General features: G+C 40.5%; 14 protein-coding genes. 13 read left to right on the forward strand and 1 reads right to left on the reverse strand.

Translation table 11 applies throughout. From position 1 onward, the window contains the following. Positions 1-2: 2 nt before the first annotated feature. On the reverse strand, positions 3-587 hold the full coding sequence (locus ACSBOP_RS06640; protein WP_442603641.1) for a TetR/AcrR family transcriptional regulator: 585 nt from the start codon (positions 585-587) through the stop codon (positions 3-5). A gap of 336 nt (positions 588-923) precedes the next feature. Between ACSBOP_RS06640 and ACSBOP_RS06645 the strand changes: the two genes are divergently transcribed. The 13 genes from ACSBOP_RS06645 to ACSBOP_RS06705 all read left to right on the forward strand — a co-directional run bounded on the left by ACSBOP_RS06645 (position 924) and on the right by ACSBOP_RS06705 (position 11,886). Beyond that, positions 924-1,121, forward strand: a complete 198-nt coding sequence (locus ACSBOP_RS06645; protein ID WP_442604564.1) for a hypothetical protein — start codon at positions 924-926, stop codon at positions 1,119-1,121. Positions 1,122-1,537: 416 nt separating this feature from the next. Further along, positions 1,538-2,761 carry an MFS transporter gene (locus tag ACSBOP_RS06650; RefSeq protein ID WP_442603642.1) on the forward strand — a complete coding sequence of 408 codons (1,224 nt, stop codon included), beginning with the start codon at positions 1,538-1,540 and terminating at the stop codon, positions 2,759-2,761. A gap of 112 nt (positions 2,762-2,873) precedes the next feature. Continuing rightward, positions 2,874-3,110: a hypothetical protein gene (locus ACSBOP_RS06655; RefSeq protein ID WP_442603643.1), complete on the forward strand. Its 237-nt coding sequence runs from the start codon at positions 2,874-2,876 to the stop codon at positions 3,108-3,110. Positions 3,111-3,128: 18 nt separating this feature from the next. Next, a complete protein-coding gene (locus tag ACSBOP_RS06660) occupies positions 3,129-3,437 on the forward strand; it encodes a hypothetical protein (RefSeq protein WP_442603644.1) in 309 nt (102 codons plus the stop codon). A gap of 133 nt (positions 3,438-3,570) precedes the next feature. Next, entirely contained in the window at positions 3,571-3,804 is a 234-nt protein-coding gene (locus tag ACSBOP_RS06665; protein ID WP_442603645.1) for a hypothetical protein, read from the forward strand. 64 nt (positions 3,805-3,868) lie between these two features. Beyond that, the gene (locus ACSBOP_RS06670) at positions 3,869-4,732 is read left to right on the forward strand and encodes a DUF421 domain-containing protein (protein ID WP_442603646.1); all 864 of its coding nucleotides are present in this window, start codon (positions 3,869-3,871) and stop codon (positions 4,730-4,732) included. 30 nt (positions 4,733-4,762) lie between these two features. Beyond that, entirely contained in the window at positions 4,763-5,242 is a 480-nt protein-coding gene (spoVAC, locus tag ACSBOP_RS06675) for a stage V sporulation protein AC (protein WP_442603647.1), read from the forward strand. Position 5,243: 1 nt separating this feature from the next. Then, the gene (gene spoVAD / locus ACSBOP_RS06680; RefSeq protein WP_442603648.1) at positions 5,244-6,257 is read left to right on the forward strand and encodes a stage V sporulation protein AD; all 1,014 of its coding nucleotides are present in this window, start codon (positions 5,244-5,246) and stop codon (positions 6,255-6,257) included. A 5-nt stretch (positions 6,258-6,262) separates the two neighbouring features. Further along, positions 6,263-6,613, forward strand: a complete 351-nt coding sequence (spoVAE, locus tag ACSBOP_RS06685) for a stage V sporulation protein AE (protein ID WP_442604402.1) — start codon at positions 6,263-6,265, stop codon at positions 6,611-6,613. 168 nt (positions 6,614-6,781) lie between these two features. Then, positions 6,782-7,741, forward strand: a complete 960-nt coding sequence (locus ACSBOP_RS06690) for an AAA family ATPase (protein WP_442603649.1) — start codon at positions 6,782-6,784, stop codon at positions 7,739-7,741. Positions 7,742-7,745: 4 nt separating this feature from the next. Then, a complete protein-coding gene (locus ACSBOP_RS06695) occupies positions 7,746-9,014 on the forward strand; it encodes a DUF58 domain-containing protein (protein ID WP_442603650.1) in 1,269 nt (422 codons plus the stop codon). After that, positions 9,007-11,256 (forward strand): DUF4129 domain-containing transglutaminase family protein, encoded by a 2,250-nt coding sequence (locus ACSBOP_RS06700; protein WP_442603651.1) that lies wholly within the window; start codon positions 9,007-9,009, stop codon positions 11,254-11,256. Before ACSBOP_RS06695 ends, ACSBOP_RS06700 begins: the two co-directional genes overlap by 8 nt. A gap of 132 nt (positions 11,257-11,388) precedes the next feature. Beyond that, positions 11,389-11,886, forward strand: a complete 498-nt coding sequence (locus ACSBOP_RS06705; RefSeq protein WP_442603652.1) for a YqeG family HAD IIIA-type phosphatase — start codon at positions 11,389-11,391, stop codon at positions 11,884-11,886. Positions 11,887-11,895: the final 9 nt, after the last annotated feature.

The raw sequence follows: 11,895 nt of genomic DNA on the forward strand, positions 1-11,895 counted from the left end.
GATTAGTAGTTGTTGAAAATAAATTCCATAGAAGATTTGATGTATTCGTCACGTGCTTCCTTATCCCGATAATCAAAGCCATATAGCATAGGAAGTTGAGTGCTCATGAGAATGGGATAAATGATGCTTGACATGAGTTGTAAAGCGATAAACGATAACTTCTTATCGTCTTTTGATTGTAATAACTGTCCAATCACTTGCTTAATAGCAGCAGATCCTTTTTCCATGGCAAGAGCAACCTCAGAACGAATTTCACCATTGTCCATCATTTGATTAACTAAACTTTTGACAACACCTGGATATGTAACGGCAGTCTCAGCGAAACTGGTCAAGAAAAGATATAACGTATCTTTCAAAGGGTTTTCCTTTTGTTGAAAAAAACGAAATGAATCTTGCATTGTATCCGCAAAGTATTGCATTGATTGTTGAATTAAATTATTTTTTGAACCGAAATAATAATTTACTGCAGCAACATTGACTCCAACCCGACTAGCGATTTCGCGAATTGTTACTTTATCGGTTCCGTAATTACCTATTATTTCTAATGTCGCTTGAATAATTCGTTCTTTTGGATCTTGATTTTCCATTGTTATAATTCACTCCCTAACTGTAAACTGCTTTCTTAAACACTAGTTCTAAACAGTTGTTTGAAACTTTCGTTTTAATTATAATCAAATTATCATTTGGATGTCAATTGGAAATCAATAAACGCAAAAAAGCATCTCTGCTTATTACAGAAATGCTAATTATCCTTATTAAAATCTGAACTTAAGAAACGAACTTGTTAGCTTTCGTTCATCAATATTATGTTAGTAATTAAATTGACCACAACGGGTCAAGAATAAGTAGTTACTAACAGTGATAAATATGAGTGATTTCGATGAATAATTGACGACTATCTTAATTTGGATTTTCAAAACATCGTGAAATCAAGGGGATCATTTCATGTTAGACAACCTCCTAAATCTGGAACCACTAACCACGACTACACAGGTGACCCTATTCGCAAAAAAGCAATTTTCTATAATAACTATAAGAAGTTGCATGACTTTGCAATGGTAGATGAAGCACTGGATGTGTCTAATGCGACCTATGTGCCAAAGGAATATGTAAAAAAGTAAAAGTAATCTGTATTTTCTATTTATCTCTTTACAGCCTCCATCTCAATCTGCTAATCTATCACAAATATCCAAACGCAGTGACGAGAAGAGTAAATGCATACATTCTTTTAACAGAGAGCTCTATAAGCTGAAAAGGAGCAAAGAATGTACCATTGAACCAAGCCTCTGAGCGGTGCATCGGAACCAATATGATTGGGGATGGTGTAACAGGAGCTCCTGTTATAGAGCTAGAGTATAAGCGGATTGATTCGATCTGCCGTACTTGAAGAGGTTAATATGGCGACATATTAGCGATGCTGGGGTGGCACCACGAATGTTAGAATCTCGTCCCCAAGACTTAAGGTCTTGGGGGTGGGATTTTTTTGTTGTTTATATTTATTTTTATGTTCACTCTGAATACCTAAAGGAGAAGGGCTATGTTTACTAAAAAATTGTTAGAAACCTGGAAGTATGCTTCTATCTTGCTGATCGGCATTGGTGTATCGAACATAGGAGCATGGATCTATTTGATCGCTCTGAACTTAATGGTGCTTAACATGACGGAATCTGTGCTTGCGGTGGCTGCACTTTATATTTTACGACCGTTAGCATCCATTTTTACGAACTTATGGTCAGGCAGTCTCATTGATCGATTGAATAAAAGAAATCTCATGGTTTTTCTTGATATTTCTAGAGCGATATTAATTGCTATGCTTCCGTTGTTTTCTTCGCTTGGGTACATATTCACGCTTGTTCTAGTGATTAATATGGCTTCAACAATCTTTGGCCCAACGTCCATGACGTACATTACCAAGCTGATTCCGACACACCAAAGACAACGATTTAATTCGCTGAATAGTTTAATTAGTTCAGGTGCTTTTCTCATTGGTCCTGCGATTGCGGGTATGTTGTTTTTAATCGGTTCACCGGTATTTGCGATCTACATCAATGCAATTGCTCTCTTGATCTCAGGACTTCTCACCTTAATCATGCCAAATCTTGAGAAGGACACTCTAGCACAAAAACAAGGTAGTAAACTCTCTATCCATCTATTGAAAAAAGACTGGGGCGCTGTTCTCCAATTTTATCGTCAAAAGAAGTATGTCTTGATTATTTGTCTATTGTTTAGCTTTGTAATGGTAGTCATGACTTCTTCTGTGGATTCATTAGAAGCTTCTTTTGCAAAAATGGTCCTTCATCTCTCAGAGGGTGAGTATGGAGTTCTTGTTAGTGTTGCAGGTGCAGGAATCATCGTAGGTGCGCTATTAAATACCTTGATCGTGAAGAAAGTAGCTACCTCTGTGATGATTAGCGGCGGATCGATCGGGATGTGTCTGGGTTACATTATCTTTGCCTTCTCACATTCATTTATGATGGCGGCGGTTGGATTTTTCATCCTTGCTTTTTTTATTGCATTTGCGAATACAGGCTTCATGACCTTTTACCAGAACAACATACCTGTAGATGTAATGGGCAGGGTGGGCAGTATGAATCAATTTATTGAAGCTATTTTGAAAATAATCACGACTGCCGCATTGGGACTTGCTGCAGATTTAATCTCCATCCAAGTTGTTGTCATTGTAGGGGTGCTCATCATGTTTGGATTCGGATTAGTCTTATGTGGATTTACCTTGCAACGCTCAAAATCAGCTTTTTTTTAATTACCAAGCATGTTCGATCTATCATGAAAATGATGGATGTGCATGCTTTTTTCATTTCAGCGCATAACTAGAGAATCTAACCCAATTTCAGGCTAAAAGGTGGGATCGATCCTTGACTACATTAATTCGCATTATCATGGTCGTGGCTCTAGTCATCGCTGCGTTCGGATTCGTGATTACATGGAAGACTATTCGTCGTAAGGAACAAGAGGAAATGGACCGTGGCATCAGCCAGACAAGAGTGAAACATCCGATACTTGCCAACCCGATTTTTTATGCGTATGTGTTGTTTCCGATTGCGGTTTTTATAGGAGCAGTTGTCATTCTGTATTACTTTAAAACGGTCTAATGTGGAGGGAACTTCGTTATGAGTAAAAGCAAATATTATGTTTCCGTGCAATCCGGCTCGATTTTGCCCAATCAAGGAGATGCTGCCTATGAACTCGAAATTTTGGCAAACGAAGAGGAAATAGACCATCTTCAATCCCTTTTTGCTTATAAAGACGTCTATGATGAAGAAACGCATTTACGCGCACCGATTCCGGGAATCCCGTATAATCATGATGAAGAAAATGATCAATATGACATGAACTTGAATCATATTTACCAATTTCTCTATGAAGTGGGTACTCCTGAGACGAAGCAGCATATTGATTCGATGCAAATTTTAAGTTGAGATGTCCATTGCCACACGTCCTTGGGTATTTGTGCATAGACTAAGATTAAATCGGACGTAATACGAAATTAAGGCGGCAGTATAGCCAAGGCAGTTAAGGAACATCTTGCATATTATCATAAGGAGCTTGTTATTGACTTTTGGACAGGAAAATAAAGTTAAGGGCGGGGACGTTTATGGTAATTCGGAGGCACAAATTTTTGTTCTTTGTTCTGTTTTTGTTTATCCTGTTATTTACGCTATTGGTGCTAATGACTTAGATTTATTTGTATATTTTGAGGACACGTTTGAATCTCTTGAACATAACGTTCAAGGTGTTCAAGGTGTCTTTTTTCGTGATCGGAATCCGTTTTTCCTTGATACATAACAATTCCATTGCTGCAAATAATACATGAGATCAAGAAATTATGGGCTGAAAGGAAATAGATGACGTGCTGGATTCTGGTTATATTGTGTTACGTGCTTTAGGCGCAATCATTGCATTGTTTGGAATGACACGGTTGCTTGGGAAAAAGCAGATTTCTCAGCTTACATTCTTCGAGTACATCACAGGCATTACAATCGGTGATTTAGCAGGGTTTATATCGACAGATGTAGAGGCGAATTATTTACACGGCATGATTGCGATTATGGTGTGGTTTCTCATCCCCTTCTTTGTGGAATGGATATCTTTAAAGAGCACGAAGTTGCGCTATATTTTTGAAGGGAAAGGGACAATTGTCATCCAACACGGGGTTATTTTAGAGAAAAATTTGGGGAAAGAACGCTTTACAGCAGACGAATTACTAGAGCAGCTGCGAGTCAAGAATGTGTTTAATGCTGCCGATGTTGAATTTGCCATGTTAGAGACGACAGGCGAAATTAGTGTGCTGCTCAAGCCAGAAAAACAACCGCTAACTCCGCAGCATTTGAATATGGTCCTGCCTGTTGAACATGAACCTGTGCTGTTAATTGCAGATGGCAGTATACGTAATGAAGGATTGAATGATTCAGGCCGCTCGAAAGCTTGGCTGTATGCAGAACTTGAGAAGCTGGGCTTGTCTGTAAACGAAATATTTTTAGCGCAAGTGGACAGCATGGGCAAATTGTATGTCGATGTGTATGATGATCCCAATCATGTGACGAACAAAGGGAAAAATAATTCGGATCGGAAACAATTCCTTATAGATTTAAAGCAATGTCAATTTGATCTCATGAAGATGCTGAAATCAACAGATGATCAAAATAAGAAAAGTATATATTTGGCGCAAATTCACCAGCTACATGAGATGAGGGATAAGTTCAAGCAAGCTTAGCATTTTTATCCACTTAATGATTTGGAGGCAATGAAAATGAGTGATAAGAAAAAACCAACTCCTGAGCAGATTCAGTATAAAAAGCTTGCCAAAAATATTGAGCCCAAAAGACCGCTGCTTCGAAATGTGATTCTTGCCTTTGTAGTGGGTGGATTCATTTGTGATATTGGACAAGTTCTGATGATGATGTACATGAAATGGTTTGGTTTTTCAAAAGAAACAGCTGGTAACCCAACTGTAGCAACATTAGTGTTAATTTCTGTCATTCTTACATCATTTGGCGTATACGATAAGATTGCCCAGTGGGCGGGTGCGGGTACTGCTGTTCCGGTGACAGGCTTTGCAAATTCGATGTGTTCAGCTGCGCTTGAGCATCGTAGTGAAGGACTGGTGCTCGGCGTTGGTGGTAACATGTTTAAACTTGCAGGTTCAGTCATTGTGTTTGGAACCGTTGCTGCGTTTTTCGTAGGGATTTTCCAACTTATCTTCGGAACACCTGGGGGACATTGAGATGTTAAAAGGAAAACAAACGTGGTTGTTTGATATACCTCCGATCATTGTCTCAACTGCTACTGTTGTAGGTCCAGAAGAGGGTAAAGGACCTCTAAAGAATGATTTTGATATCGTCCATGATGACACAACATTACAAGAGAACTCATGGGAAAAGGCTGAGAAAAAGCTCATGGAGCAAGCAGCTCAAATCGCCGTACAAAAGGTGAATTTAAAAAACAGTGATATGCAGTTCTACATAGGCGGGGATTTGTTAAACCAGATTATTTCCGCCTCATTCTCAGCTCGTACATTAGCCATACCATATATTGGGATTTTCGGTGCCTGCTCGACCTCAATGGAAGGTCTCGCACTTGGTTCGATGATTGTCGCATCAGGAGGTGCACAGCATGTGCTGGTTGGCACTTGCTCACATAATAGCTCAGTAGAGAAGCAATTCCGTTATCCAACTGAGTATGGGTCTCAGAAGCCACCAACCGCGCAATTTACGGTTACGGGAGCGGGTGCTTGTGTGTTAGCTAGAACGGGCAAAGGTCCAAGGGTGACAGCGGCTACGATTGGTAAGGTTGTGGATATGGGCATTACGGATCCGTTTAACATGGGGGCAGCGATGGCCCCTGCTGCGGTAGATACAATTGAGACACATTTTAAAGATTTGAAACGTGATCCAAGTTATTACGACCTAATTGTAACTGGAGATTTAGCCGCTGTAGGGCACGAAATTGCAAAAGAGTTATTTAAACAACGTAATTTCCCGATTAAACATACGAAATTCCAAGATTGCGGTTTGATGATATATGACCGAGAGAAGCAGGGGGTGCAAGCTGGTGGTTCTGGGGCTGCTTGCTCTGCAGTTGTTACCTATGGGACACTGATGAAAAAACTTCAATCGGGTGAGTTAAAACGCATTTTAGTAGTCGCGACAGGTGCGCTGTTATCCCCATTAACTTTTCAGCAAGACGAGAGTATTCCGTGTATTGCACATGCTGTAGCAATAGAGAACGGAGGGAATTAATGATGATGCAGTTTGTGTGGGCTTTTCTAATTGGTGGAGCAATCTGTGTGGTGGGTCAATTGCTAATGGATGTGTTCAGGCTAACTCCTGCACATACCATGAGTGCGTTAGTTGTTGCAGGTGCGATTCTTGATGGGGTTGGGCTCTATGATCCACTCATCCAATTTGCAGGGGCAGGAGCAACTGTGCCAATCACGAGTTTTGGGAATTCACTTGTACATGGGGCACTGATGGAGATTGAAGAGCATGGGTGGATTGGTGTTTTAATGGGGATATTCACTATTACGAGTGCGGGGATATCGTCCGCGATCATCTTCTCTTTTCTGGCCTCTTTGTTCGTTAGACCTAAAGGATAAACAAACACTTTTTTATAGAAAAAACCTCGGTTCGTGCTAATCCACGGTAACCGAGGTTTTTTTTGTATAGTCGATTATACAACTTTTAATTGTAAGAGTATTCTTATATTTAGTAATATAGAATTAATTACCATCCTATATATCCACAATCTAAGGAGGATTCACTTAATGGCAATATTTTCAGAAGAAATCCCCAATATTCTTAAACATATTAAAAGTAATTTAGAAGGATGTATTCATGGGAAACCAGCGGAAATCAATCTATTGTTAACCGCGCTTTTGGCCAAGGGTCATGTCTTAATTGAAGATGTTCCTGGAACGGGAAAGACTGTGTTTGTGAAAGCGCTTGCCAAGTCCATTGAAGGGCAGTTCCGAAGAATTCAATGTAACCCTGATTTGCTTCCTACGGATGTAACGGGCGTTTCAATCTATCATCCGAAAGAAGAGCAGTTTATTTTTCGACCAGGTCCGTTATTTACGAACTTATTATTAGTAGATGAAATTAATAGAGCCACGACGAAGACACAATCCGCGCTGCTTGAAGCAATGGAAGAGAAAGTGGTAACGATGGATGGAGAGGGACATGCGCTTCCAGAACCATTTATGATGTTAGCGACTCAGAATCCAATTGATTTTGAAGGTACATATTCCCTGCCAGAAGCTCAATTAGATCGATTTATGTTCAAGTTGTCACTTGGATATCCGGATCAAGCGACTGAGCACAAAATGATCCTATCTCAGGAAGAATCCCATCCACTTGAACGATTAGCTGCAGTTGCGGATATTCAGCAAATCCAAGCGATACAAGAACATGTTCACAAGGTACACTTGGACGAGTCGGTCGCGGCATACATTGTGGATATTACTAGGGCAACACGGGTACATCCTTCGGTATATTTAGGCGCTTCACCACGGGCTACGCTTGCTTTCGTCCATGCTGCAAAAGCATTCGCCTTAATCAATGGCAGAAGCTTCGTTCTCCCAGATGATGTGAAGTATCTAGCACCCTATATATTGAGTCATCGGATCTTAATTCATAGTGGAGCTAGAATGGAAGGAGCGAATGTTAATTCAGTTCTACAATCCATTCTTGAGCAGGTGAAAGTACCTGTCCGATTGGAGAAATAATTCGATGGAGAGACGAGTTGTTAATCGTACATTTAACGATAAAAAGCTTCCGAAATCATTCTGGTATTTATGTGCATTCTTTCTGTTCACATTATTCTTCCTATTATTTCAGGGTGGGAAACTTGCAGTCATGCTGTTCATTTTTTCACTCGTCTTCTGTATCTACGTATATTTAGGGCGATGGAGCGGTATTCGCCAGGCGATAGGTTCACGAACGTTTCTTAACACGCATGGAAATATTCAATTAGAAGCGGGTCAAAGTCTAGAGTCACAAATTGTTATGTATATTCCTGGTTACTGGCCGATTCCTTATGTGAGAGTAAAAGAAAGTCTTGTTCGTCGTAATGGAGAAGGGGTTATGCAGGAAGGGACATTTGTACCGGATTGGGCGCGCAGAGGTGTTGTGAATTTTAGCTCGCCTCCACTTCGCAGAGGGATTTATTCTTTTGATCGAACAGAGTTAACGACGGTAGATGTATTCGGAATCTTTGAACATAAAGGCGAAATTCAATTGCCCTATTCCATCATTGTGTTTCCCAAAACAGCAGAACTTGGGTATTGGACACAATTTCAACAATTGATGAAAGGTATCGAGCACCACACCGTATCTACGTTAGCACACCGGGAAACGACACAAATTAATGGAGTCAGAGAATATAACTATGGCGATCGGCTATCTCGCATCCATTGGAATGCAACTGCGAAGACAGGCACGTGGAAATCAAAGGAATTTGAACGTGAATCACTGCCTATTACGGTTGTGGTACTGGATCGTTGGCAAAAATCGTATTCCAGCTCGGAAGAATTCGAGTTAGCCGTATCCGTAACAGCCTCTTTATTAAAATATGGTTCTCACAATCAGCTGCCATTTGGATTGTTGACGACGGGTGGGAATGGTACCTTGTTTCACTCCAAAGTGAAGAGCGACCATTTTAAAGAAATGACCCAGCATCTTGTAGAAGTAGAGCCTGATGGATGGCAGAGTATGGAAGAATCTTTACAGCAATACGCTAAAGAATGGAAGCGTGGGACATTGTTCGTATTTGTGTCTCCTCGTAAAAATCAGGAAATGCTTACCTATATGAAGCATCTGGAAGCCCAAGGGATGCATGGGTGTCATATCTTAATTGATCTCAAACCTGTTTCATCCAAAACAACAATTCAAAGTGAAGAATGGGTCCACCAACTTCGTAAAAGTGGGATATTGGGGTATTCCATTTCAAGTTTAGAAGCACTTCCGACTGCATTAGGGGGGGCGAAACTGCATGTCTAAACCCAAGAAGAGTTGGATGCATATTGTGTTTATTCAGGATTTTCTAAATCGAGCGATGGTTGTATTCATTGGTATTTTTTTGTTGCAATTTGTTCAATGGATGATTAAAGAACCAGGTGTATGGGCTCCAACTACAGCATTGCTAATCAAGATTACTTTATTAATCGTTGCGGTTTCCTTTTTAATCCCTCGGATTCCAAGTGCGCTACGAATTGTCATTCAAATGATTGCAATTCTAATTGTGCATGGGGTATACCTCGATTATCACTGGATTCCATTAAAAAAAGTTTCGTTGGAACAATTCATGATTTTCTGGGATCAGAATGCATCTCAATTAGCACCTTACATTTTCTTTTCCCTTGTAACTTGGTTTGTTTACTTAGTTGCTATTCATTTGTTCACGAATAAAAAATGGCTGATCTTCTTTGTTGTTCTCAGCATTATCGTATTATGTACGCGAGATTCATTTTCTAATTTAACTTTGTGGCAAGAAGTTGCCGGTGTGATGGTATCCGGCAGTCTGTTATTTGTTATTAATCATATTCAGAGATTGAAAAGTCAGGCACCTGACACGGTGTTAAAGCTTGCTAGAAAACCGTTCCCGTTTCTGATTCCTCTTGCCTGCCTAGGTGTCTTATGTTGGCTAATTATTGTTTATTCTCCATCGATGACTCCAATTCTGACCGATCCTTATACAGCATGGAAGCGATATCACGGGGAGTCCGTTCAGCGATTCATTGATGAATCTGGCGTTAGTAAAATGTTGAATTTTGGAAACGCCTCATCTGGATACAGTCGGGATGATGGTAAGCTCGGAGGGGGGTTCCAATTTGACTACGTGACAGTTATGACGGTTCAAACTTCTCAACGTGGATATATGCGTGGGGAAACGCGTAGTGTATACACGGGTAAGGGATGGGAAAAGTCTTCGGAATCAGTTGATAAAGGTGTAGAAGTTGCTCTCAATGAGAAGTTTATCCATGATGCATCAGTAGATCAGTCAAAGCTTAAAACAAAAGATGTAACCGTGAAAGTGAATATGGCGTCATCGAAATCTTATCCAGTCTTATTTGGCCCAGCGTCCATACAATCTATTGCCGAACAAGATGGAAAGAGTATTGCGATCTCTCAGCTGGGATGGACCAAACAAGATGAAGTCATACATTTTACGGGGCAAAATAATTTTCCTAGTCACTATACGCTTACCACAAGTATGCCGATGGTTGATCCAAATGAACTGCGAAGTGTTGTATTTGATTCAAGACTTTCGCCTAAATGGAACACATACTTGAGCTTGCCTAAAGAATTGCCTGATCGTGTAAAGAAGCTTGCTGAATCACTAGCCAATCAAGCAAGTAATCCTTATGATAAGGTGAAGAATATTGAACGCTATTTAGCAGAGAAGTATAAATATACGAGCACACCAGATATGAAAAAAGGTAAAAGTGATGATTTCGTGGATCAATTTTTATTTGAAACCCAAGAAGGGTACTGTGATTACTTCTCAACAGCAATGGTGGTGATGGCACGTTCGATTGGAATGCCTGCTCGCTGGGTAAAGGGTTTTACATCGGGTGTATCGGAGAGGTCTGATCTACAAGAATCGATTAGAAGTCGCAGCGCTATGCAAAGTCCGACAGATCCCAACGGAGAAGAAACGTATGTGATCCGTAACGCAGATGCACATTCATGGGCTGAGGTCTATTTTCCAGGTTGGGGATGGATTCCATTCGAAGCAACAGCTGGATTTACCTTTCCTTCTGTTCTTGATCATCAAGAAATCATCGCTCCAGTAGAAGTGAAGAATCAGCCGAACCAAGCCGTAGATTCGGATATTCCTGCTCCATCCAAATGGGCTGTTTGGGTAACAAGTGGCGGAGTCATCCTAGCATTGGCCATGTTAGCTTATTATTTGTATAGACGGTATGGTGGGAATTTCTTGCAAAATTTTCTTCAGAACCGGAGGCAGCGTAGATTCGCAAATAATTACAACAAGATTATCTTGATGGAAATCAATCGCTGGCTTAAGTTCTCACGTCGCAAAGGATATATCAGACATGAACATGAAACGATGCGTGAGACTTTAATGCGCTGGTCTAATCAAAGCATATGGCTAAAAGCTGATCTGGAAAGGCTGCTTCAACTATTCGAAAGTTCCAAGTATAGCGGCGAATCATTAACAAGAGAAGATTGGGTACATGCACACAAGACGATGATTAAGCTGCGAACTGCGATGAAATAAGTAATCTAATCGGGAGAAACCCTGCTCGCAATCGTGCGACAGGGTTTTTTTGTTGATTGGAATCCTTTTGCAACGTAAAGAATAAGTGTGGTATAGTTTCGTATAGATTAGGAACATTTTGGGGTGAACCATTTGTTTACAAAGCTCGTGCCTAAACAGTCCGCTCGGACCGTGTATGAAATAGATATACAGCAGCTGTGGAACCAAGGAAAACGTGGGATTATTACGGATTTGGATAACACATTAGTTGGGGCCAAAGATCCTTTGGCTACGCCTGAGTTAATTGTCTGGCTTGATGGTGTACGTGAAATAGGGTTTAAAGTGATCATCGTGTCAAATAATTATCATGGACGTGTATCTGCTTTTGCAGATCCTTTAAACATTCCATTTATTCATGCCGCGAAGAAACCGACAAGCAATCCTTTTCATAAAGCGATGGAATTGCTCGGCACTTCAGCGGATGAAACAGTCGTGATTGGCGATCAAATGATGACAGATATCTTTGGCGGTAATCGTCTAGGATTATACACCATTCTGGTTGATCCAATTACACCTAAGGATGAGGGCGTGTTCACGAAAGTCGTTAATCGAACACTGGAAAAAGTGGCATTACGCTTTATGAAGAAATGATGACTTGCT

This window comes from Paenibacillus sp. KN14-4R (genome assembly GCF_052180255.1).
Taxonomy (GTDB): Bacteria; Bacillota; Bacilli; order Paenibacillales; family NBRC-103111; genus Paenibacillus_AM.